Raw genomic sequence first — 23,102 nt, 5'->3', positions numbered from 1 at the left:
AAGGGGTGGGTCTGCATGCGCACGCCCAGATTCATCGCACTCGCCTGTACCGCCGCCCTCGCGGCCGCCCTCACCGCCTGCTCCGGCGCCACGCAGCCGCCGCCCGGCACCGCCGGTGGCGCCGGCTTCGAGGTCACCCCCACCTCGCCGGCCGCCAAGGGCCCGCTCTCCTCCTTCACCTGGTCGCTCTACGCGGAGCCGTACACCCTCGACTACGCCCTCGCGTACGACTTCCCGCCGAACACCGTGCTCGCCAACGTCTGCGAGCAGCTGCTGCGGGTGACCCCGGACCTGAAGATCGAGCCCGGCCTCGCGGTGAAGTGGGCGCAGCCCGACCCGCGCACCCTCGTCTACACCCTCCGGCCCGGCGTGACGTTCCACGACGGCACCGTGATGACCGCCGACGACGTCGTCGCCTCCCTGAAGCGCCAGATGGATCCGGCCACCGGTTCCCCGTGGGGCTCCGCCTTCAAGGCCGTCGACTCCATCGAGAAGTCCGGCCCGCTGGAGGTGACGATCAGGCTCGGCAAGGCCGACGCCCTCTTCCACGAGCTCCTGGCCGCCTCCCCCGGCACCGTCGTCAGCGCCGCCTCCCTCGCCAAGGAGGGCAAGGACTACGGCACCCCGAAGGGCGGGCTGAACTGCACCGGCCCCTACGCCCTGGAGAAGTGGGCGCAGGGCGACAGCATCACGCTGAAGAAGCACGGGAAGTACTGGGACGCGAAGCTCGCCCCCAAGTCGGACTCCGTGAAGTTCACGTTCGTCGAGGACTCGGCCGCCCGCGCCAACGCCTTCCTCTCCGGCACGGCCGACGGCGGCTACATGGTGCCGTCCTCCTCCTTCGCCCAGCTGCGCACCAGCGGCAAGGGCCGGCTGTACTTCGGCCCCAACACCGGCGCGTACAACCTCGCCGTCACGGACTTCAAGGGCACCCTCGGCGACCTCCGGGTCCGCAAGGCGCTGTCCATGGCGCTCGACCGGAAGAACATCGTGAAGGCGGCCGCCGGCGGCGTCGGCGTGCCGGCCAAGGCCCCCGCCGCGCGCGGTGCCTGGTCGCTCGTCCCGGAGAAGACCGCCTCGCTCTTCGACACCCTGCCCGAGCCCGCCCACGACGTGGCCGCGGCGAAGAAGCTGATCGAGGAGGCCGGCGCCACCGGCAGGAAGGTGACCCTGGCGACCAGCACCCTGGCCCCCGAGATCAGCGTCGTCGCCAACGCGGTGCAGGCGGCCGGGCGCCAGATCGGCCTGGACGTCAAGCTCCAGCCGGTCTCCCCGGACGCGTACAGCAACCTCTTCGTCGACCCGGCCGCCCGCGACGGCCTCGACCTGGTGATCACCAGCGGCTACGACAACACGCCGGACCCCCTGGAGTTCTACCAGTACCTGCGCACCGGGGACTTCGGCAACTACGGCAACTGGTCCGACGCCGAGTACGACCTGGCCTTCGACCGCGCCAACACCGAGTACGACCCCGTCAAGCGCACCGAGCTCACCGCGAAGGTCCAGGAGATCGCCCTCGCCGAGCTGCCGATCATCCCGGTCTACGAGGCCCCGCACTCGGTCTTCCTCGGCAAGCGGATCACCGGCGCGCCGACCGGCATCGCCCAGCTCTACTACCCGTGGGCCGCGACGATCGGGGCCGCGCAGTCATGACCCGCTTCCTCGCCGGCCGGCTCGCCGGCCTCGTGGCGGTGCTCCTCGTGACCTCGGTCGTCGTCTTCGGCACCGTCCACCTCGCCCCCGGCGACCCGGTCACGTTCCTCCTGCACGGCCGCCCCGCGTCCCCCGAGACCGTCGCCGCCCTGCGGGCCGAACACCATCTGGACGACCCGCTCGTGGTCCAGTACGGCAAGTGGCTCGGCGGCGTGCTCTCCGGCGACTTCGGCCGCTCCGCCCAGTACCACCAGGACGTCACGGCGCTCCTCGGCTCACGGCTCCCCGGCACCGCGCTGCTGGTCGGCTACGCCGCCCTTCTGGTCGCCGTGCTCGGCGTCGGCGCCGGCATCCTGGCCGCGCTCCGCCCCGGCTTCCTGGACAAGACGGTGCTCATCGGCACCGGCGTGGCCACGGCCACCCCGTCCTTCGTCACCGCGATCGCGCTCGTCTCGCTCTTCTCCGTGCAGCTCGGATGGTTCCCGGGACCCGGCGGCGGCGCCGCCGAGGGCCTCGGACCCCGGCTCCACCAGCTGACCCTGCCGGCGCTCGCGCTCGCCCTCACCTTCGCGGGCCTGCTGGCCCGGGTGACCCGCTCCGCGATGCTCGACGAACTGGGCCGCGAGCACGTCGAGGTGGCCCGCGCCCGGGGCGTCGCCGGCCGGTCGGTGGTCCGCCGGCACGTGCTGCGCAACGCGCTGGGCCCGGTCGTCACCGTCGGCGGCACCATGCTCGCCGGCCTGCTGATCAGCACCGCCATCGTGGAGACCGCCTTCGACGTGCCCGGCCTCGGCTCCCTGCTCGTGCAGTCGGTCACCTCCCAGGACTTCGCGGTCGTCCAGGCGGTCACCCTCCTGAGCGTCGTGGCCTTCGTCCTCGTCAACCTCGCGGTCGACCTCCTCGCGCCGCTCATCGACCCCCGTCTCTCCCCCGGGGAAGGCTCCTCATGACCACCACCCTCACCACGGTGCCCTACCGCAGGCCGGGCCTGCGGAGGCTGCGCCTCCTCGGGCAGGGTCCGCTCTTCACGGTCTCGGTCGCGGTGCTCGCCGTGCTCGTCCTCGTCGCCGTGTTCGCGCCGCTGCTCGCCCCGTACGACCCCGAGGCGCTCGACCTGGGCGCGAGCCTGGTCGGCACCACCGGCGACCACCTCCTCGGCACCGACCAGTCCGGGCGCGACATCCTGTCCCGGCTGCTGCACGGCGCCCGCACCGGCCTCCTCGGCCCGCTCCTCGTCGTCGCCGTCTCCACCCTGCTCGGCACCCTGCTCGGCGTGGTGGCGGCGTGGCGCGGCGGCTGGGCCGACGCGCTCCTCTCCCGCGCGATGGACCTGGTCTTCTCCATCCCGGGCCTGATGCTGGCGATCCTCCTGGTCGCCGTCACCGGCCCGGGCATGACGGCCCCGGTGATCGCGATGTCCGTCGCGTACACCCCGTACGTGGGACGCCTGGTGCGCGGCATCGCCCGGCAGGAGAAGGCGCGGCCGTACATCGAGGCGTACGTGGTGCAGGGCTGGTCCGGCTGGACGGTCTGCGTCCGGCACCTGCTGCCCAACATCGCGCCGACGGTCTTCGCGCAGTCCGCGATGAACTTCGGCTACGCGCTGATGGACCTGGCGGCGCTGTCCTTCCTCGGCTTCGGCGTCCAGCCGCCGGCCGCCGACTGGGGCGCCATGATCAACGAGGGCCAGGGCGCGGTCCTCCAGGGCGCGATGCTGCCGGCCCTCGCGCCGTCCGTGTGCATCGTGCTCGCGGTGGTCGCCTTCGGCATCGTCGGCGAGGGCCTCGCCGACCGCATCGCGCGTCGGGAGAAGGAGACACCATGAACCGATCGACACCCCCTCCCGTCCTGGAGATCGAGGGCCTGGAGCTGCGGCTGCCCGAGGGCCGGGCCGCCCGGCCCATCCTCGACGGCGTCAGCCTGACCGTACGGCCCGGGGAGACCGTCGGCCTGGTCGGCGAGTCCGGCTCCGGCAAGTCCGTCGCCTGCCGCAGCGTCCTCGGCCTGCTCCCGAAGGGCGCCCGCACCTCCGGCCGGGTCCTGGTCAACGGCGCCGACGTCCTCACCATGGACCGGGCCCGGCTGGCCTCCCTGCGGGCCCGTGAGGTCGCGATGGTCTTCCAGGACCCCCGCGCCTCCGTCAACCCGCTGCGCCGCGTCGGCGACTTCCTCACCGAGGGGCTCCGCGCCTCCGGCACCCCGGCCGCGAAGGCGACGGCCCGCGCCGAGGAACTCCTCGCCGCCGTCGGCATCCGCGACCCGCGCGGGGCGCTGCGCCGCCACCCGCACCAGTTCTCCGGCGGCATGCTCCAGCGGGTCGTCATCGCCGCCGCGCTCGCCGCCGAACCGGCGCTCCTCGTCGCCGACGAGCCGACCACCGCCCTCGACGTCACCACCCAGGCCGAGGTCATCTCGATCCTGGCGCGGCTGCGGGCCGAACGCGGCACCGGCATGCTCTTCGTCACCCACGACCTGGAGCTGGCCTCCGCCGTCTGCGACCGGGTGTACGTGATGTACGCGGGCCGGATCGTGGAGACCCGGTCCACCGACGAGCTGTTCGACCGGCCCCGGCACCCGTACACCGCGGGCCTGCTCGCCTGCACCCCGCGGATCGAGGCCGGCGCGCCCGCGCCCCGGCCGATCCCCGGCCGCCCGGTGTCGCTCGCCGAGCAGCCCGCCGGCTGCGCCTTCGCCCCGCGCTGCGCGCACGCGGTGGCCCGGTGCACGGAGGAGAAGCCCGCACTGGCACGGCACGGCGAGGGTTACGCCGCGTGCCTCCGCGCCGAGGAAGGGATCGCGCTGTGACGACCGTCGTGGAGAAGGGCCTCGTCGTCGAGGGGCTGCGGAAGCGGTACGGCGACCACCTGGCGGTCGACGGGGTGTCGTTCGCCCTGCCGGCGGGCGGCTCGCTGGCCATCGTCGGCGAGTCCGGCAGCGGCAAGACGACCACGGTCCGGATGCTGGTGGGACTGGAGCGCGCGGACGGCGGCACGGTCCGGCTCGACGGCCGCGACCGTTCGGCCCGGCCCCGGGGCCGGGCCGAACGTCTGGCCCGGGCCCGGGACATCCAGATGGTCTTCCAGGACCCGTACCTGTCGCTGGATCCGCGGATCCCCGTGAGCGGCTGCCTGGACGAGGTCCTGCGCCTGCACACCCCGCTGGCCCCGGCCGCCCGCGCGGCACGGGTGGCGGACCTGCTCGACCGGGTCGGACTCGGCGCCCGCGAGGCCGCCGCGCTGCCGCGCGGTCTCTCCGGCGGCCAGCGCCAGCGGGTCGCGATCGCCCGCGCGCTGGCGGTCGAGCCCCGCGTCCTGGTCCTCGACGAAGCGGTCGCCGCGCTCGACGTCTCGATCCAGGCGCAGATCCTGGACCTGCTGCGGGAGATCCGCCGCGAGGCCGGCATCGGCTACCTCTTCGTCACCCACGACCTGGCGGTGGTCCGGCACGTCGCGGACGACGTGCTCGTGCTCAAGGCGGGCAGGGTGGTGGAGGCCGGCCCGGTGGACCGCGTCCTCGGCGCGCCCGAGCACCCCTACACCCGGCTCCTGCTGGACTCGGTGCCCCGGCGCGGCTGGGACCCGACGCGGGTGGCGGGCCGGTCCTGAACGTCGTGGTGCCGTCGGGGGGCGGCGCCACGACCCGACCGGGGCACGGGTACGGGTACGGGTACGGGTACGGCACCACGACCGGGGCGCCCCCGCACGCCCGGCACCCCGCCCCGCCCGCCGGACCCGACCCGCCCGCCGTCCCGCCCAGCGCCCCGCCGCGGCCTAGGCGACCGGCCCGGCGACCGTCTCGATCGGCGGGAGCGGCGCCCGTTCCCGGCGGGTCGGGGCGGCCAGCTCCTCCGGCGGCTCCGCGCCGTCCCGCACCGCCGCGACGTACGCCTTCGCCTCGCGCGGGCCGAGGCGGGGCGCCTGCCGGCGCAGAAGGCCCATCGCGGCCACGGTGCCCTGGGAACGGGCGACTTCGCGTACCGCGGCGGCCAGCGGGTCGGGCGGCCGGACGCCCCGGACCTCGACGAGGTACTGCTCCTCCCAGCCCTCGTCGTCCCACCGGACCGCGGGGACGAAGTGGAGGCTCCCGTCGTGCCGGTCCACGAGGTAGTGGCCGCCGACGTAGCTGCCGCGCGGGGTCTCGCCCCGGGCCTGCTCCGCCGAGCGCCAGAAGACCAGCCAGCCGACGGCGTGTTCGCTCACGTGGTGGATCTCGGGCGTGGGCGGCGGCCCCTCCCACGGCCAGGTCGGCAGCTCCCGGGCGAGGAAGGACTCGGCGAGCGCGACCGCGCGTTCCCTGGAGATCACCGCCCCATCATCGGGCACCGTCCACCCGGTCCACCACCGCGCGGACCGCCCGGACCACGGCGGCGCGGGAGGCGTCCGTGCGGTCGAACGCCTCGAAGCCGTGCCGGCCGTCCGGCACGTCGACGATCTCGACGTCCGTCCCGTGCTTCCCGGCGGCGTCGAGGAACTCCTCCACCGTCGCCGCGAACGCGGGGTGTTCGCGCCCGGCGCGGACGAGGACCAGCGGCAGCGGACCGGTGCCCGCGAGGGCGGCCACCGGACGGAAGCGCACCTCGACGGTCTCCCAGCCGGGCGGCGCGGCGAGGACGGGGTAGGAGAGGGCGAGGCAGCGCAGCCACGGCGGCGGCGCCGCCAGCCAGTCGGCGGCGAGGAGCCCGCCGCCGGAGAAGATCCAGAGCGCGATCCGGTCGGGGTCGACCCGGGGGTGGGCACGGAGCCGGTCGACCGCCTCGGCCAGGTCGCCGGCCGCGCGGGCGTAGTCGGTCAGGGCGTGCAGCCGGTGGTCGACCGTGGCTCCGACCACACCCAGACCGGCCAGGTGGCGGGCGTAGCCCCGGTAGAAGGGGGTGTCGCGCGGGGTGAGCGTGCGGTCGGCGTCGACGGGGCCGCCGTGCACGAGGAGGACAGCGGGGCGGCGCCCCTCGGCGTCCGGCGGGTACACGTCGAGACGGCCGTGCCGCTCGTACGGGAGCTCCGGCACGTCGAGCAGGAACTCGACGTCCTCGTAGGAGGGCTGGTCGTCCGCGAGGGTGATCCTCCGGCCCTCTCCGGACGCGGCCCGCACCAGGACGTCGGCGAGTTCGGCGGGGTGCGTGAGCATCGGCCAGTGGCCGGCGGGGAGTTCGAAGAACGCGTAGCCGGGGCCGGCCAGCTTCCGCAGCCGCGGCGGGCCCGTGCGCACCAGCATCTCGACCACGTCGACGCCCGGTCCGTCGGCCGTGCACATCACCGCGGCGGCCGGCACCCGGTCCACGCCGTCGCCGAGCCGCAGCGGTTCGGTGAGGGTGCGGGCGGGCTGGGGCACCGCCAGCCGGTCCAGCCGGTCGAGGTCGGCGGCGGAGAGGCCGTCGAGGCTCCCCCAGCGTGCCCACTCCTGGCCCCGGGGCGGCGGCAGCGGCTCCGTGTCATGGGCCAGCCGGGCGCGGACGGTCTCGTCGCGGACGAGGAGCAGCGCCGGGTCGCCGTCCGAGGGGAGCCCGGCGGCGACGTACACGATCCGGGCGACGCGGTCCGGCCGCCGGTCGGCGGCGGCGAGCACGGGGTGGATGCCGTAGTCGTGCCCGACGAGGACGACCTCCGGGTCGCCGATCCGGTCGAGGAGACCGGTCAACTCCGCGATGTGGGTGCCGAGTCCGGCCTCCGGTCCGCCGTCCAGGGTCACCGGGTGGACCTCGGCCCCCGCTCCGCGCAACCGCTCCGCGACCCCGTCCCACACCCACCCGCCGGTGAACGCGCCTCCCACCAGTACGTACGCCGTCATCGTCGCCTCCTCGCGTCTCGTGACCAAGACCTTTCACCGGCGGAGCCGGACCGGTCACCGGCAGGGTAGGAACTCCCCCTGGGGGAGGTTCCACCCCGGAACGGCGGGCCGGACCCCCACGGCCCGGCCGCCCGGACGTGCCGGACCTCGCGCGCCAGGCGGGGCTGTCCGGACAGGGCCTAGGGTCGGTGGCGGGAGGTGCGGGGTGGTGGACACGGACGGGACGTGGAGCATCGGGGAACTGGCCGGACGGGCCGGGGTGACGGTGAAGACGGTGCGGTACTACTCGGACCGGGGGCTGCTGCCGGAGGCCGGGCGCAGCGGCGGCGGGCACCGGCGGTACGGGCCCGGGGCGCTGGTCCGGCTGCGGGAGATCCGTTCGCTGCGCGCCCTGGGCCTCGGCGTGCCGGAGGTGGCGCGGGCGCTGGAGGACGACGGCCGGCTGGCGGACGTGGTCGCCGGGGAGCTGCGGGGCGTGGCGCGGGAGCGGGCGGCCCTGGCGTGGCGGGAGGCGTCGCTGCGGCTGCTCGCGGAGTGCGACGGCGCGGAACGGACCGAACTGCTGCCCCTGCTGGGCGCGTCGGCGCTGCCGCCGGAGACGGACGCGGTGGTCCGGTTCTGGCGCCGGTCGCTGCCGGTCCGGCTGCCGGCGCCGCTGGTGGCCCGGGTCCTGGACGAGGTGGTGCCGGTGCCGCCGGACGATCCGTCCCCCGGCCAGGTGCGGGCCTTCGCCCGGCTGGGCGCCCTGGTGTCGGACCCGCGGCCCGGGCACGCGCCGGGCCCGCCGCTGCGGGGCGAGCGCTACCGGCCGGCGGTCCTGTACGAAGGGCTGGAGGAGGCGTACGGCCTGGCGGCCGCGGAGGTGCGGGCGGGCCGGCCGCCCGCCGGCCGGGGCGTGCTCGACTGCTTCGCCGGCGCCTACGCCCTGGCGCTGGGCGAGCCGGACTCGCCCGCGTTCCGCCGGCGTCTGGTGGAGCTGCTCGGCCGGGAGGAGACGGGGGTGATGGCCCGCTACTGGAAGCTCGTCGTGCCGCTGCTCCCGGCGGACCGGCCCGCCCTCGGCCTGCTGCACCATCACCTCACGGTGGCGCTCGCCGACTGACCCGGCCGGGCCGGCCGACGTCCTCTCCGGCCGGGAAGCCGGGGCCCTCCGGCCGATGCCCCTACCGGCCGGGGAGCCGAGGCCCTCCGCCGATGCCCTACCGGCCGGGGCCCGCACGGTCCGGGCGCCGCCTGCCCCGGGGTGTTCGGATGGTGGGCGGCCGACCGTCCGGCTGGTGGGCGGGGTGGTGGCGGATCTCCGCCCCTTCCCGTCGTCCATGCAGGTCAGAGCCGTACGCCCCGCGCTTCCGGTGGCGCAATACTGCGGCAACACCAACCGGGCCGCACCCCGGTTACGTTCCCTGCCATGCCCGCCGAACGCACCCCCGCCGCCCTCCCGGTCGCCGCCGCCCGCCGCCGCCGGCTGCGCGCGGACCGGGCCCGGCAGCTCGCCGACCTGCTGCGGCACCAGATCCTGACCGGCGCCTTCCCCCGGGGGGTGCTGCCGCTGGAGGACGTGCTGGCGGCCGACCACCACGCCAGCCGGAACACCGTCCGGCAGGCCCTCGACCTGCTGCGCGGCGAGGGCCTCGTGGAGCGGCAGCCGGGGGTGGGGACGGTGGTCGTCGCCGAGAAGTACCCGCACGGCCTGGAACGGCTCCAGGGGCTCGCCGAGACCCTGCACGAGCACGGGAGGGTCACCAACGAGGTGCGGAACCTCGGCCCGGTGCGGGCGCCCGGGCCGGTGGCCCACCGGCTCGGGCTGCCGGACGGCTCCGACGTGCTGTGCGTGGAGCGGCTGCGCAGCCTGAACGGGCTGCCGCTCTCGCTCGACCTGTCGTACCTGCCGATGGACGTCGGCGGTGAGCTCCTCGGCTGCGACCTGGAGAACACGGACGTGTTCCGGCTCCTGGAGCAGCTGACCGGCGGGCCGCTCGGCCACGCCGACATCACCCTGGAGGCGGTGAACGCCGACGCGCACGCGGCGGCCGTCCTCCAGGCCCCGCGCGGCGCCGCCCTGCTGATGCTGGAACGCCTCACCCATCTGCCGTGCGGCCGGCCCGTGGACCTGGAGTTCATCCGCTTCCGCGGCGACCGGATCACCATGAGCGGCGTGCTGCGCCGCTCCCTCTGAAGCCCCCGCCCCCGCCCCTTCCCCCTTCCTCCCTTCCCCCTTCCTCCCTTCTCCCGGAGTCCGCCATGCCCCTGGTGCCCCAGCGTGCCGACGTGCCCGTGACGATCGACGAGTCCCGTTGCATCGACGGCTGCACCCTCTGCGTCGACATGTGTCCGCTGGACTCGCTCGCGATCCGCGAGACGGACGGCAAGGCGTACATGCATGTGGACGAGTGCTGGTACTGCGGCCCGTGCGCCGCCCGCTGCCCCACCGGCGCGGTGACCGTCAACATGCCCTACCTGCTCCGGTGAAAGGCACCGAACTCCCATGAAGAAGAGACTCACGCGGTCACTGCTGCCGCTCGCGCTGCTGCTCCCGCTCGCCACCGCCTGCGGCGGTCCCGCGGACGCGGACGAGGAGTCCGGCGGGACCGTCACGGTGACCGTCGGCTACCAGTCGAAGACCATCAACACGGTGACCGCCGGCACCCTGCTCCGCTCGCTCGGCTACTTCGAGGAGGAGCTGGCGGCCCAGGGCCGGAAGGACGGTGTCCGCTACCGGGTCCAGTGGCAGGACTACGCGACGGGCGCGCCGATCACCGCGCAGATGACCGCCGGGAAGATCGACATCGGGTCGATGGGCGACTTCCCGCTGTTGCTCAACGCGGCCCGGGGCCGGCAGCTGAAGGAGCCCACCCGGCTCGTCTCGGTGACCGGTTACAACCTGCGCGGCGGCCTCAACACCGTGGTCACCGCCCCGGGTTCGGGGCTTCGGTCGCTCGCGGACCTGAAGGGGAAGCGGGTGTCGACGAGCGTCGGCTCGGCGGCCGACGGCACGCTCGTCCGGGCGCTGCGCCGGGCGGGACTCGATCCGGCGCAGGACATCGCCAAGCTCAACCAGCAGCCCAGCGTGGGCGCTTCGGCGCTCGCGGGCGGCAGTGTGGACGCCCTGTCGCAGTTCGTGGCCTGGCCCGGGCTGCTCGCCTTCCAGGGCAAGGCGCGGGCGCTGTACGACGGGGCGGAGCTGGACCTGCCGACCTTCCACGGGGTCACCGTGCGGGAGGAGTTCGCGCGCGAGCGGGCCGGGGTGCTGGACGCCTTCCTCCGGGCGCAGCGGCGGGCCACGGACCGGCTGCGGTCGGCTCCGGTGGCGTCCGCCGAGTCGGTCGCGAAGGAGACGGGACTGCCGGCGGAGGTGGTCTACCTCTACAACGGCGCCCAGGGCATCGCGACCTTCGACCCCGAGCTGAAGCCCGAACTGCTGGCCGCGCTGAAGGAGGACGTGCCGGTGCTGCGGGAGGCCGGTCTGGTGAAGGACGTCGACGTGGACGCCTTCGTCGACCCGGAACCGCTGAAGCGCGCGGTCGCCGCCGCCGGATATCCGAAGGCGGGCGCGGCCAAGGCGGAGCTGTGGCTGCGCGGCCGGTCCGCGACCCGCGCCTTCGGTTCGGCGGGCGACCTGCTGAAGGCGGTCGCGCAGGCGGGGCCGGGGACGGTCAGGGCGGCGTACGTGCCGGACGCGGCGACCGGGACCCCGTGGTTCGCGGACCGGGCGGTGTGGGTCACCGGCGGCGGCTCCTGGCACGCCTTCGTGACGCGGGCGGCGGCCGAGCGGTGGGTGGCGGCCCACACCGGCTCCCGGATCGTGACGTACGCGGACGCGGTACGGGCGGCGGGCTCGTGAGCGCGGCCACGACGGCGGGCCGCCGCCTGGTCCGGGCCGGTTCGCTGGTCGCCGCGCTGGCCCTGTGGCAGGTGGTCACCGCGTACGACGTGAACCTGTGGCTGCGGTTCGAGCAGTTCCCGACGGTCGGCGAGGTCGCCTCGGCGCTCGCCAACCGGGTGGGCACCGCGTCCTACTGGCAGGACCTCGGGCACAGTCTGCGCCGGATCGTGACGGGCTTCCTGCTGGCGGCGGTCCTCGGGGTGGCCGCCGGCACGGCGATCGCCCGCTCGCGGTGGGCGGCGGACCTGCTGGGCCCGCTGGTGGAGGTGGTGCGCCCGGTCCCGGCGATCGCCCTGGTGCCGGTGGCGATCCTGCTGCTGCCGACGAACGAGCAGGGGATCGTCTTCATCACCTGCGCGGCCGCCTTCTTCCCCGTCCTGGTGTCCACCCGGCACGCGGTGCGGGCGCTGAGCCCGGTGTGGGAGGAGGCCGTCCAGACGATGGGCGGCGGCCGGGCCCGGGTGCTGTGGTCGGTGGTCCTTCCGGGCGCCCTCCCCGGGGTGTTCGGCGGCCTCTCGGTCGGCATCGGCGTGGCGTGGATCTGCGTGATCTCCGCCGAGATGATCTCCGGCGAGTACGGGGTCGGCTACCGCACCTGGCAGGACTACACGGTCGTCGACTATCCGGGCGTCTTCGTCGGCATGGTCACCATCGGCGCCCTGGGCCTGCTGACCTCCACCGGCGTCGAACGGGTGGGGCGCCGGGTCACCGCCTGGCTGCCCGGCCCGGCGGCCCGGGGCGCGACGCCGCGCGCCGGCGGCGCGTCCGGGCGGCCCCCGGAGGAGTCCGGAGCCACCGGCACCGCGCCCCCGCCCCTCACTGTCCCTGGCCTTCCCGCTGCCGCCCCCCTCCCCACCCTCCCCACCGAACCCAGCAGTCCCACGGACCCCACAGGCCCTACCGAATCCACCAAACCCACCGAACCCACCGAATCCACCGAACCCACCGGCTCCAGCAAACCCGCCGAACCCGCCGAACCCACCGACACCCCCGTCCCCGAGAAGGAGCCGGTCCCGTGAGCGCCACCTCCGCCCCTCCTGCCGCCTCCCCGTCCGCGGGTGCCGCGCTCGCCCTCGACGGGGCGCGGCTCGGGCACCCCGACGGGACCGTCCTGGGCGGGCCGCTCACCCTGCGGGTCGCGCCGGGCGAGGTGCTGACCGTGGTCGGCCCGTCGGGGTGCGGCAAGACGACCCTGCTGCGGACGCTCGCCGGGCTGCTGCCGCCGCCGGAGGGCCGGGTCACGCAGGACGGCGAGCCGGTCCGCCGGCCGGGCGCCGACCGGGCGCTCGTCTTCCAGCACGACGCGCTGCTGCCGTGGCGCTCGGTGCGGGCCAACGTCGAACTGCCGCTGGCGATCCGGGGCGTGGACCGCGCCGGACGCCGGCGGGCCGCCGGGGAGTGGCTGGACCGGGTGGGTCTGGCCGGTCACGCGGCGAAGTGGCCGCACCAGCTGTCCGGCGGCCAGCGTCAGCGGGTGCAGCTGGCCCGGGCGCTGGCGGGCCGGCCGCGCGCGGTGCTGATGGACGAGCCGTTCGGCGCGCTGGACGCGCACACCAGGACCGGGATGCAGGACCTGCTGGCCGGCATCCTGCGCGGCACCGGCGCGACCGTCGTGTTCGTGACGCACGACGTGGACGAGGCCGTGCACCTCGGGGACCGGATCGCCCTGCTGCCGTCCGGCGAGGTGCTCGGCGTGCCGCACCCCCGGGACCGTTCGGCCCGGGACGCCCCGGCCACCCGGGCGCTGCGGCGCCGCGTCCTCGACTCCCTCTGAACCCGCCCGGTCGACCCCTGCCAGAAAGGCCCTCCGTGTCCTCGCCCCTGACCACCGTCCCCGCCCTCGCCGACGCGCGCGAGCTCTCCTGCGACGTGCTCGTCGTCGGCGGCGGCACCGCCGGCACGATGGCGGCGCTGACCGCCGCCGGCCACGGCGCCGACGTCCTGCTCCTGGAGAAGGCGCACGTCCGGCACTCCGGCGCCCTGGCCATGGGCATGGACGGGGTGAACAACGCGGTGATCCCCGGCCGGGCGGACCCGGACGACTACGTCGCCGAGATCACCCGTGCCAACGACGGCCTGGTGGACCAGTCGACGGTCCGCCAGACGGCGGTGCGGGGCTACGACATGGTGCGGCGCCTGGAGTCGTACGGGGTGAAGTTCGAGAAGGACGAGCACGGCGCGTACGCGGTCCGCCAGGTGCACCGCTCCGGCTCGTACGTGCTGCCGATGCCCGAGGGCAAGGACGTGAAGAAGGTCCTGTACCGGCAGCTGCGGCGGCGGGAGATGCGGGAGCGGATCCGGATCGAGAACCGGGTGATGCCGGTGCGCGTGCTGACCCACCCGGAGGACGGGCGGGCGGTCGGGATCGCCGGACTCCACACCCGCACCGGCGAGTTCGTGATCGTCCGGGCGGGCGCGGTGATCCTGGCGACCGGCGCCTGCGGCCGGCTCGGGCTGCCGGCCTCGGGGTATCTGTACGGCACCTACGAGAACCCCACCAACGCGGGCGACGGCTACGCGATGGCGTACCACGCGGGGGCCGCCCTCACCGGCATCGAGTGCTTCCAGATCAACCCGCTGATCAAGGACTACAACGGGCCCGCCTGCGCCTACGTGGCCAACCCCTTCGGCGGGTACCAGGTGAACCGGCACGGCGAGCGGTTCGTCGAGTCGGACTACTGGTCGGGGCACATGATGGCCGAGTTCGCGGCCGAACTCGCCTCCGACCGGGCGCCGGTGTACCTCAAGCTGAGCCATCTGCCGGAGGAGACGATCGGCGCGGTCGAGTCGATCCTCCACTCCACGGAGCGGCCCACCCGCGGCACCTTCCACGCCAACCGGGGCCACGACTACCGCACCCACGACATCGAGATGCACATCTCCGAGATCGGCCTGTGCGGCGGGCACTCGGCCTCCGGGGTGCGGGTGGACGCGCACGCCCGCACCACCGTGCCGCGCCTGTACGCGGCCGGCGACCTGGCGTGCGTGCCGCACAACTACATGATCGGCGCCTTCGTCTACGGCGACCTGGCGGGCGAGGACGCGGCACGGTACCGGGCGTACGAGGGCGAGCTGGACCGGGCGCAGCTGGAGGCGGCGCACGAGCTGGTCTACCGCCCGCTGCGGAACCCGGACGGGCCGCCACAGCCCCAGGTCGAGTACAAGCTCCGGCGGTTCGTGAACGACTACGTGGCGCCGCCGAAGTCGGGGGCGAGGCTGTCGCTCGCGGTCGAGGCGTTCGACCGGATGTCGGGGGAGATCGCGGAGATGGGCGGGCGGACGCCGCACGAGCTGATGCGCTGCGCGGAGGTGTCGTTCATCCGGGACTGCGCGGAGATGGCGGCCCGTGCCTCGCTCGCCCGGACGGAGTCGCGCTGGGGGCTGTACCACGAGCGGCTCGACCACCCGGAGCAGAACGACGCGGAGTGGCTGTTCCATCTGGACCTGCGCAGGTCGGGCTCGGGGGCGATGGAGTTCACGGCGCGGCCGGTGGAGCCGTACGTGGTGCCGGTGCCGGAGTTCGCGCCGCCCGGCGGCCCGGAGCGGCCGCTGGGCGAGGTGGCGCTGGTCCCGGTCGCGACGGCGGGACCGCGCGAGGTGCCGCCCGCCTCCCCGGTGGCGGCGTCGGCCCTTCCGGCGCCCGCGCCGGCCGGGCCCGGCGACCCGGGCCCCCGGCTGCTGCGGCTGCTCGCGCTGGCCGAGGACTCCCCTGAACTCGACGCTCTGGCACCCTATCTGACGGACCGTGAACCAGAGGTGCGGTCGGCGGCCGTCGCCGTCCTGGCGGAGACCGTGCCCGCCGGCACGGGGCCCGCGCTGGCGGCCCGGCTGCGGGACGAGGACACGGCGGTGCGGGCGGCGGCCGTGGGGGCGCTCCGCGAGCTCGCGGAGGTGCTGGACGCCGGGGCCGCGCTGGGCGACGGGCTGCGGGCCGCCCTGGACACGCCCGATCCCGCGGTGCGGGCGGTGGCGGTCGAGGTGCTGCGGGCCCGCCGGCTCGGGGACGCGGGGGTGTACGCGGCGGCGCTGGCCGACACGGCGACGGAGGTGCGGCTCCAGGCGGTGCGGGCGCTGGTCTCGGTGGACGCGGTCGCCGCGCTGTCCGGCGCCGCGGCCGACCCGGCCCGCGAGGTGCGGGTGGCGGTGGCCCGGGGGCTCGCGGCCGTGCCGTCGCCGGAGCCGGGGCCGCTGGTCCCGCTGCTCGGCGATCCCGACCCGCTGGTGCGGGGCGCCGCGTTCGGGGCGCTCGCGGCGGCCGGCTGCCCGCCGGCGCTGGCGGAGCGGGCGGTGACCGCGCTGGACGATCCGGCGTGGCAGGTGCGGGCGGGGGCGGCGGCGGCGCTGCGGGCGGCCGCGGCAGATCGGGCGGTGCCGGCGCTGGCGAAGGGGCTCGCGGACGGGAACGCGGACGTGCGCAAGGCGGCCGTCCTCGCGCTCCTCGGGCACGCCCCGGCTCCGGAGGCGCGGGCGGCGCTGGCGACCGCGGCAGCGGACCCGGACGCCGACGTGCGGGCGTACGCGGCCCGGGGGCTCGCGCCGGTGGCGTCCTGACGTCTCCCCCGCCGCCGGCCGGGTGAAGCGGGGTGTGCCGGGCGGCCGGTCCGGGAAGGCGCGCGGGGTGGCGTCCGGCCGGCGGGCGCTCGGTCAAGGAGGTGGTCCGGTGACGGAGCCGACGACGGCGGAGGCGCTGGGCGCGCCGTGCTGGCTGAGTCTGGCGGCGCGGGATCTGGGCGCGGCGGAGCGGTTCTACGGCGCGGTGCTGGGCTGGACGTTCCGACCGGGCGACCTGGAGGCGGGGTCGGCGTACGCGGTGGGCGAGCGGGACGGGACGCCGGTCGCGGGGATCGCCGCGCTGGCGGCGGAGCTGGCGCTGCCGGTGGCGTGGACGGTGTTCTTCGCGGTGGAGGACGCCGACGCGGCGGTGGCGCGGATCCGGGAGCGGGGCGGCACGGTCGGCGTGGGCCCGGTGGCGTACCCGCCGCAGGGGCGGGCGGCGCTGGCGACGGACCGGGACGGGGCCGCGTTCGCGGTGTGGGAGGGCCGGCTGGTGTCGCGCTGGCAGGTGGGCGAGCGGGGCGCGCCGGCGTGGGTGGAGCTGCACACCCGGAACGCCTTCGACGCGGCCGTGTTCTACGGCGGGGTGCTGGGCTGGACGGACGACGTGCCGGGCTACTGCGAGACCTCGTACGAGGAGGACCGGGTGGTGCTGCGGCGGGCCGGGGTGCCGGTGGCCCGCCTGGACAGCGGGCCGGTGGAGGCCGCCTCGCCCCGGCCGCAGCTGCGGCCGCGCTGGCTGGTGCGGTTCCGGGTGCCGGACCTGACGGCCTCGGTGGCGGCGGTGACGGAGCACGGCGGCAGCGTGGTGCCGGGCGGCGAGTGGGGCGGGGCGCGTGAGCCCGAGGCGGGCGGGAACGGGCGCCGGGTGGTGGTGCGGGATCCGGACGGGGCGCTGTTCACGCTGGAGGCGGACGGGACGGCGTGAGCGGTACGGGTACGGGGCCGGCCGCCTCGTCCCCGTACCGCTTCGCGGGCCCGTGTCCGGGGGTCAGGCGGCGCGGGCGGCCGCCGGGGCGGGGGCCTCGGCGGGGGCGCCGGCGTCGGCGGTGTGCCGGGCGGGGATGAGGGCCGCGACGAGCGAGGCGAGGAGGGCGACGCCGGCGCCGATGAGCATCGCGGCCCGGAAGCCGTTCTCGGAGGGCAGGGTGTGGCCGCCGAGGGTCGTGGTCATCTGGGCGAGGACGACGCCGATGACGGCGGCGGAGACCGAGGTGCCGATGGAGCGCATGAGGGTGTTGAAGCTGTTGGCGGAGGCCGTCTCCTCGGCGGGGACGGAGCCCATGATGAGGGCGGGCATCGCGCCGTAGGCGAGGCCGACGCCGGTGTTGCAGATCAGGGTGACGACGAGCAGGCCCCAGGTGGAGCCCATGAGGGCGAGCGAGGAGGCGTAGCCGGCGGAGATGACCAGGGCGCCGACGGAGAGGGTGACCTTGGGGCCGCGGGCGGCGGAGAGCTTGGCGCCGAGCGGGGCGAGCAGCATCATCGCGAGGCCCGCGGGGGCCATCCAGAGGCCCATCGCCATCATCGACTGGCCCAGGCCGTAGCCGGTGGCCTCGGGGAGCTGGAGGAGCTGCGGGACGACCAGCGACTGGGCGTACATCGAGAAGCCGACGAGCACCGAGGCCAGGTTGGTCAGCAGGACGACCGGGCGGGCGGTGACCCGCAGGTCGACGAGCGGGTCGCGGGTGCGCAGCTCCCAGAAGCCCCAGGCGAGCAGGGTGACGGCGGCGGCGGCGAGGAGTCCGAGGGTGGTGGTGCTGCCCCAGCCCCAGCTCGCGCCCTTGGAGACGGCGAGGAGGAGGGCGACGAGGCCGGCGCCGAGGCCGAGGGCGCCGGGCACGTCGAAGCGGCCGGGGGTGGGGTTGCGGCGGCCGGCGGGGACGAGGCGCCAGATCAGGGCGGCGACGACGGCGCTGAGCGCGGCGGCCACCCAGAAGAGGACGCGCCAGCTGGCGTGCTCGGCGACGGCGGCGGAGAACGGCAGGCCGAGGGCGCCGCCGACGCCCATGGAGGCGCTCATGAGGGCGATGGAGCCGCCGAGCTTCTCGGGCGGCAGGACGTCGCGGAGCAGGCTGATGCCGACGGGGACGACGCCCATGCCGAGGCCCTGGAGACCGCGGCCGACGATCATCGGGACGACGGAGTCCGAGAGGGCGCAGACGACGGAGCCGGCGATCAGCGGGACGGTGGAGGCGAGCAGCACGGTCCGCTTGCCGAGGGTGTCGCCGAGGCGTCCGGCGACGGGGGTGGCGACGGCGGCGGCGAGCAGCGTGGCGGTGATCACCCACGAGGCGTCGGAGGCGCTCGCGTGCAGGAGCCTCGGCAGGTCGCCGATGAGCGGCACCACGAGGGTCTGCATGAGTGCCGCCACGATGCCGGCGAATGCGAGGACGCCGACGACGCCTCCGGGGCGTGCGTCGGTCTGGGCGCGGTCCACGGGTTTCTCCCTGGGTGACGAAAGCAAGGCTTGTGCATCATGCACATCAATTGCATGATGCACAAGTCATGCATGATGCACATCTCACCGCCGCAGGAGAGAATGACCCCATGGACCAGCCCGAGGACACGCCCGTGGAGCCTCCCGTGAACACACCGGACGAGGCGGACGAGGCGACCGATCGCATCGAGTTCGAGACGATGCTGCTCAGCCGGCACTCGCACCTCCACGCACCCCGCACCCGGGTCGGCGCCGGCGGCCTCGACCGCAGCGCGTACGTGCTCCTCACCCGGATCCGGATGCACGGGCCGATGTCCATCGGACAGCTCAGCGACGCCTTCGGGCTCGACGCCTCCACCCTCAACCGGCAGACCGCGGCCATGCTCCGGGCCGGCGTCGTCGAGCGCATCCCGGACCCGGACGGCGGCATCGCCCGCAAGTTCCGCATCACCGACGAGGGCGAGCGCCGCCTGGAGGCCGACCGCTCCTTCAACATCGGCGGACTCCAGCGGATCATGGAGCACTGGTCGCCGCGGGACGTGACCGCCTTCGCGGACTTCCTGGAGCGCTTCAACCGGGACATCGAACGCCTGGAGGGCCGGCCCTGGCCCCGGAGCTGACCCCGCACGGCCCGCCTCACCCGTCCGGCGCGGCGGACTCGCCCCCGCCGGACGCTCCGGCCAGGCTCGTCGGCAGGGACGCCCACGAGACGAGGTGCCGCCGATGCCCGCCACCGCCCGCCTCCGCGGCGGACTCGCCCTCGCCGCCGCCCTCCTGACCGGCTGCGCGGCGACCCCGGCGGGCCCCTCCCCCACGACCGGCCCGAGCCGGGGCGCGGGCCGGCTGGTCGTCGCGTACGAGGAGCCGCGGACCGCCGGGGAGCGCGCCGCCCGCGCCTTCCTCCGGGAGCGCCGGGTCCTGGAGGACGCCGCCGCCTACGCCGACGCGCGGATCGCCCTGCCCCGGGACGTACCGCTCCGCGCGGCCGGCTGCGCGGAGCCCAACCCCTTCTGGGACAGGAGGACCGGGCGGATCACCTACTGCTACGGCTTCGTGCCCGACGCCCGGAAGGTCTTCGCCGCCCTCGACACCGACGGCGCCCCGGCGCGGCGGACCGCCGCCGCCGACGAGGACGTCGTCGGACTCTCGAACGGCGTCCTCTTCCACGAGCTCGGGCACGCCCTCGTGGACCTGTACGACCTGCCGGTCACCGGCCGCGAGGAGGACGCGGTCGACCAGCTCGCCGTCCTCCTCCTCGCCTCCGGCGACGAACGCCACACCGACTACGCGATCTCCGCCATCAACGCCTGGGGCGCGATGTGGCAGGCGTCCGAGGGAGGCGACCCGGGCGTGGCCGCGTACTCCGACGTCCACTCCCTGGACGGGCAGCGGTTCTTCAACTGGGCCTGCTGGCTCTACGGCTCCGATCCCGAGCGGTTCGCCGACGCGGTGGACGCCGAGGGCAACCCGGACGGAGTGCTGCCCCGCGACCGCGCCGCGCTCTGCCCGGCCGAGTACCGGCGGATCGACTCGTCCTGGCGCGCCCTGCTGGGCCCCCACCTCAAGCAGCGGTGAATCCCACCCTTCGAAACGCTTCGACGCGGACCCTTTACGCGCGCGCCACACGGGGGTAACTTCCCGCCGACGCAAGAACTTTCCGCAACTTTCCGCACGCGCTTCCACGGGGGCCGATCCCCGCCGCTCCACCGGCCCCCGTCCTCGGCGCGCCCCCGTCTGGAGATCTCATGTCCCCCACCCGCACACGGCCGCGCCGGCGCGCGCTCGCGCTGCTCGCCGTCGCCGCCGGCCTCACCGGCCTGGTCGCGGCGCCGCCCGGCGCCTCACCGGCCGCCGCCGCCCCGCTCGCCGCCGCTCCGGCGGCGGCCGCCGCCGAGAACACGGCGACCGTCCACTACTGGACCAAGACCAAGAACTGGCCGGCCCACAACCTGCATTACGCGCCCGACGGCGGCTCCTGGACCACGGTCCCCGGCACAGCGATGGAACCCGCCTGCACGGACTGGGTGAAGAAGACCGTCAGCCTCGGCTCCGCCGCCGGCCTCCAGGCCACCTTCAACGACGGCGCCGGCACCTGGGACAACAACGGCGGCCGCAACTACGCCCTCGGCACCGGGAACATCACCGTGAAGGACGGTGTGGTCGCCCACTCCGACCCGTGCGCCGACACGCCGCCGCCCGCCGCGAACAAGGCGACGGTGTACTACTCCTCGGCCTCCCTCGGCTGGTCCACGGTCAACGTCCACTACCAGCCGGCCGGCGGCGCGTGGACGACCGCGCCCGGGCTCGGCATGACGGCCGCCTGCACCGGCTGGTGGAAGCAGGAGCTCGCCCTCGGCACCGCCGGCTCCCTCAAGGCCGCGTTCAACAACGGCAACGGCGTGTGGGACAACAACGGCGGCTCCGACTACACGATCGGCACCGGCACCTCCACCGTCCGGGACCGGGTGGTGACCGCGAACGCGACCGATCCCTGCGCCGCCACCCCGCCCGACACCCAGGCGCCCACCGCCCCGGCCCGGGTCACCGCGACCGCCGACGGCGTCTCCGTCCTGCTCTCCTGGGACGCCGCCACCGACGACCGGGGCGTGACGAAGTACCAGGTCACCCGCGTCGGCGGCACCACCGGCACGGTGGTCACGGACGTCGGCTCGACGGTCTGGTCGGACACGGACCTGGCCGAACGGACCGCGTACACCTACACGGTGAAGGCCGTGGACGCCGCCGGGAACGTCTCGCCCGCCTCCGCCCCGGCCACCGCGACGACCGGCGACAGACCCACCGCGCCGGCGAACGGCAAGCCGCTCGGCACCGACCCGCGCAAGGACCCGATCTACTTCGTCCTCACCGCCCGCTTCAACGACGGCGACGCCTCCAACAACCGGGGCGGCAGCCAGCACGTGAAGTCGGGCAACGCGGCCGGCGACGACCCCATGTTCCGGGGCGACTTCAAGGGCCTGATCCAGAAGCTCGACTACATCAAGGGCCTCGGCTTCTCCGCCGTCTGGGTCACCCCGGTGGTCCTCAACCGCTCGGACTACGACTACCACGGCTACCACGGCTACGACTTCTACAAGGTCGACCCGCGCCTGGAGTCGGCCGGCGCCTCCTACCAGGACCTCATCGACGCCGCCCACGCCAAGGGCATGAAGATCTACCAGGACGTCGTCTACAACCACTCCTCCCGCTGGGGCGCCAAGGGCCTGTTCACGCCGACCGTCTACGGCGTCCGGGACACCCAGTGGAGCTGGTACTACGACGAGAAGCAGCCCGGCTTCGAGTACGACGGCCTGACCGTCGACACCAAGACCGGCAAGTCGTACTACAACGGCGACCTCTGGTCGACGGCCGAGCCCGCCGGCAACACCTGCGTCAACTGGGGCAAGCCGACCGGCGGCAAGAGCGCCGAGGGCTACACCGTCTACAACTGCCAGTGGCCGAGTCCGACCTCGGGGATGTTCCCGAAGGAGCTCTACCACCCGTGCTGGATCGGCAACTGGGAGGGCGAGGACTCCCGGTCCTGCTGGCTGCACGAGGACCTGGCGGACTTCAACACCGAGAACGCGGCCGTCCAGAACTACCTGATCGGCGCGTACGACAAGTACATCGACATGGGCGTCGACGGCTTCCGCGTCGACACCGCGGTGCACATCCCGCGCACCACCTGGAACCGCCGCTTCCTCCCCGCCATCCAGGAGCGCGTCACCCAGCGCCACGGCGCCGAGGCGGCGAAGAACTTCTTCGTCTTCGGCGAGGTCGCGGCCTTCGTCAACGACAAGTGGAACCGCGGCTCGGTGAACCACTCCGCCCAGTTCTTCACCTGGAAGGAGCGCAAGGAGTACGCCGCCGACGACGCCAGGGCGGCTCTGGAGATGTACGACTACGAGCAGCAGCAGGGCACCGGCAACCAGCCGACCTCGACCAACGCCTTCCTCGACGGCAACAGCTACCACGCACCCGACCACAGCCGCTTCTCCGGCATGAACGTGATCGACATGCGGATGCACATGAACTTCGGTGACGCGTACAACGCCTTCTCCAACGGCAAGGACTCGGACGACAGTTACAACGACGCCACCTACAACGTCGTCTACGTCGACAGCCACGACTACGGCCCGAACAAGTCCAGCGAGCGCTACACCGGCGGCACCGACGCCTGGGCCGAGAACATGTCCCTGATGTGGACCTTCCGCGGCATCCCGACGCTCTACTACGGCTCCGAGATCGAGTTCCAGAAGGGCCAGAAGATCGACTGCGGGCCCAGCTGCCCGCTGGCGACCACCGGCCGCGCCTACTACGGCGCGCACCTCGCCGGCACGGTCACCGCCTCCGGCTTCTCGAAGGTCTCCGAGGCGAGCGGCCAGGTCGCGACCACGCTCCAGCAGCCCCTGGTCAAGCACGTCCAGCGGCTGAACGAGATCCGGCGGGCCGTCCCCGCGCTCCAGATGGGCCAGTACTCGACCGAGGGCATCTCGGGCGGCATGGCGTACAAGCGCCGCTACACCAGCGGCTCGACGGACAGCTTCGCGCTCGTCACCGTCTCGGGCGGCGCCACGTACAACGGCATCCCGAACGGCACGTACACCGACGCCGTCACCGGTGACGTCAAGGTCGTCACCGGCGGCACGCTCGCGGTCGGCGCGCCCGGCAAGGGCAACCTGCGGGTGTACGTCCTGAACGGGCCCGGGAAGATCGGCACCGCGGGCCCCTACCTGAAGTAGCCGCACAACCGGGGCGCAAAGGGGGCGGGCGGAGGAAATCCGCCCCCTT

General features: G+C 74.9%; 18 protein-coding genes and 1 pseudogene. 16 read left to right on the top strand and 3 right to left on the bottom strand.

Translation table 11 applies throughout. The features are described from left to right. The first annotated feature begins 15 nt into the window (after positions 1-15). From ACFVU3_RS33435 to ACFVU3_RS33415, 5 genes are read left to right on the top strand one after another with little or no spacing between them, the layout of a single operon-like run. A complete protein-coding gene (locus tag ACFVU3_RS33435; RefSeq protein ID WP_390072225.1) occupies positions 16-1,653 on the top strand; it encodes an ABC transporter substrate-binding protein in 1,638 nt (545 codons plus the stop codon). Beyond that, on the top strand, positions 1,650-2,603 hold the full coding sequence (locus ACFVU3_RS33430; RefSeq protein WP_390072223.1) for an ABC transporter permease: 954 nt from the start codon (positions 1,650-1,652) through the stop codon (positions 2,601-2,603). Before ACFVU3_RS33435 ends, ACFVU3_RS33430 begins: the two co-directional genes overlap by 4 nt. Further along, a complete protein-coding gene (locus ACFVU3_RS33425; RefSeq protein ID WP_390072221.1) occupies positions 2,600-3,478 on the top strand; it encodes an ABC transporter permease in 879 nt (292 codons plus the stop codon). The genes ACFVU3_RS33430 and ACFVU3_RS33425 overlap by 4 nt, the downstream gene beginning before the upstream one ends. Beyond that, positions 3,475-4,458 carry an ABC transporter ATP-binding protein gene (locus ACFVU3_RS33420; RefSeq protein ID WP_390072219.1) on the top strand — a complete coding sequence of 328 codons (984 nt, stop codon included), beginning with the start codon at positions 3,475-3,477 and terminating at the stop codon, positions 4,456-4,458. Before ACFVU3_RS33425 ends, ACFVU3_RS33420 begins: the two co-directional genes overlap by 4 nt. Beyond that, positions 4,455-5,258: an ABC transporter ATP-binding protein gene (locus ACFVU3_RS33415; RefSeq protein ID WP_390072217.1), complete on the top strand. Its 804-nt coding sequence runs from the start codon at positions 4,455-4,457 to the stop codon at positions 5,256-5,258. The genes ACFVU3_RS33420 and ACFVU3_RS33415 overlap by 4 nt, the downstream gene beginning before the upstream one ends. Positions 5,259-5,423: 165 nt before the next feature. On the opposite strand, the gene ACFVU3_RS33410 is transcribed toward ACFVU3_RS33415, so the two are convergent. Beyond that, entirely contained in the window at positions 5,424-5,957 is a 534-nt protein-coding gene (locus tag ACFVU3_RS33410) for a hypothetical protein (RefSeq protein ID WP_390072215.1), read from the bottom strand. Between the two features lie 7 nt (positions 5,958-5,964). Further along, positions 5,965-7,437: an alpha/beta fold hydrolase gene (locus ACFVU3_RS33405; RefSeq protein ID WP_390072213.1), complete on the bottom strand. Its 1,473-nt coding sequence runs from the start codon at positions 7,435-7,437 to the stop codon at positions 5,965-5,967. 208 nt (positions 7,438-7,645) lie between these two features. Here ACFVU3_RS33405 and ACFVU3_RS33400 point away from each other — a divergent pair, with 208 nt between their 5' ends. From ACFVU3_RS33400 to ACFVU3_RS33365, 8 genes and pseudogenes are all read left to right on the top strand, one after another. Beyond that, entirely contained in the window at positions 7,646-8,539 is an 894-nt protein-coding gene (locus tag ACFVU3_RS33400; protein WP_390072211.1) for a MerR family transcriptional regulator, read from the top strand. A 306-nt stretch (positions 8,540-8,845) separates the two neighbouring features. Continuing rightward, positions 8,846-9,613, top strand: coding sequence for a GntR family transcriptional regulator (locus ACFVU3_RS33395; protein ID WP_390072209.1), 768 nt, complete (start codon positions 8,846-8,848; stop codon positions 9,611-9,613). 65 nt (positions 9,614-9,678) lie between these two features. Then, the gene (locus ACFVU3_RS33390) at positions 9,679-9,906 is read left to right on the top strand and encodes a ferredoxin family protein (RefSeq protein WP_390072207.1); all 228 of its coding nucleotides are present in this window, start codon (positions 9,679-9,681) and stop codon (positions 9,904-9,906) included. A 16-nt stretch (positions 9,907-9,922) separates the two neighbouring features. After that, positions 9,923-11,278, top strand: coding sequence for an ABC transporter substrate-binding protein (locus ACFVU3_RS33385; RefSeq protein ID WP_390072205.1), 1,356 nt, complete (start codon positions 9,923-9,925; stop codon positions 11,276-11,278). Then, positions 11,275-12,156, top strand: a pseudogene (locus ACFVU3_RS33380) (ABC transporter permease); the annotation flags it as partial. The gene ACFVU3_RS33385 and the pseudogene ACFVU3_RS33380, both read left to right, overlap by 4 nt. A gap of 179 nt (positions 12,157-12,335) precedes the next feature. Then, on the top strand, positions 12,336-13,094 hold the full coding sequence (locus tag ACFVU3_RS33375; RefSeq protein WP_390072203.1) for an ABC transporter ATP-binding protein: 759 nt from the start codon (positions 12,336-12,338) through the stop codon (positions 13,092-13,094). A gap of 35 nt (positions 13,095-13,129) precedes the next feature. After that, a complete protein-coding gene (locus ACFVU3_RS33370) occupies positions 13,130-15,871 on the top strand; it encodes a fumarate reductase/succinate dehydrogenase flavoprotein subunit (protein WP_390072202.1) in 2,742 nt (913 codons plus the stop codon). A gap of 109 nt (positions 15,872-15,980) precedes the next feature. Beyond that, positions 15,981-16,802 (top strand): VOC family protein, encoded by an 822-nt coding sequence (locus ACFVU3_RS33365; protein WP_390072200.1) that lies wholly within the window; start codon positions 15,981-15,983, stop codon positions 16,800-16,802. A 63-nt stretch (positions 16,803-16,865) separates the two neighbouring features. Here ACFVU3_RS33365 and ACFVU3_RS33360 read toward each other — a convergent pair whose 3' ends face one another. Beyond that, entirely contained in the window at positions 16,866-18,314 is a 1,449-nt protein-coding gene (locus tag ACFVU3_RS33360) for an MFS transporter (protein ID WP_390072199.1), read from the bottom strand. A 200-nt stretch (positions 18,315-18,514) separates the two neighbouring features. Here ACFVU3_RS33360 and ACFVU3_RS33355 point away from each other — a divergent pair, with 200 nt between their 5' ends. The 3 genes from ACFVU3_RS33355 to ACFVU3_RS33345 all read left to right on the top strand — a co-directional run bounded on the left by ACFVU3_RS33355 (position 18,515) and on the right by ACFVU3_RS33345 (position 23,053). Then, positions 18,515-18,934, top strand: a complete 420-nt coding sequence (locus tag ACFVU3_RS33355; protein ID WP_390072294.1) for a MarR family winged helix-turn-helix transcriptional regulator — start codon at positions 18,515-18,517, stop codon at positions 18,932-18,934. Between the two features lie 103 nt (positions 18,935-19,037). Continuing rightward, positions 19,038-19,889: a DUF4344 domain-containing metallopeptidase gene (locus tag ACFVU3_RS33350; protein WP_390072198.1), complete on the top strand. Its 852-nt coding sequence runs from the start codon at positions 19,038-19,040 to the stop codon at positions 19,887-19,889. Between the two features lie 170 nt (positions 19,890-20,059). After that, complete coding sequence (locus ACFVU3_RS33345; protein ID WP_390072196.1) at positions 20,060-23,053, top strand: carbohydrate binding domain-containing protein; 2,994 nt, start codon at positions 20,060-20,062, stop codon at positions 23,051-23,053. The last annotated feature ends 49 nt before the right edge of the window (positions 23,054-23,102 follow it).

The organism is Streptomyces sp. NPDC058052 (assembly GCF_042885515.1).
GTDB lineage: Bacteria > Actinomycetota > Actinomycetes > Streptomycetales > Streptomycetaceae > Streptomyces.
Note: the sequence above shows the minus strand (reverse complement) of the source record. Positions and strands in the feature narration are given on the sequence as shown.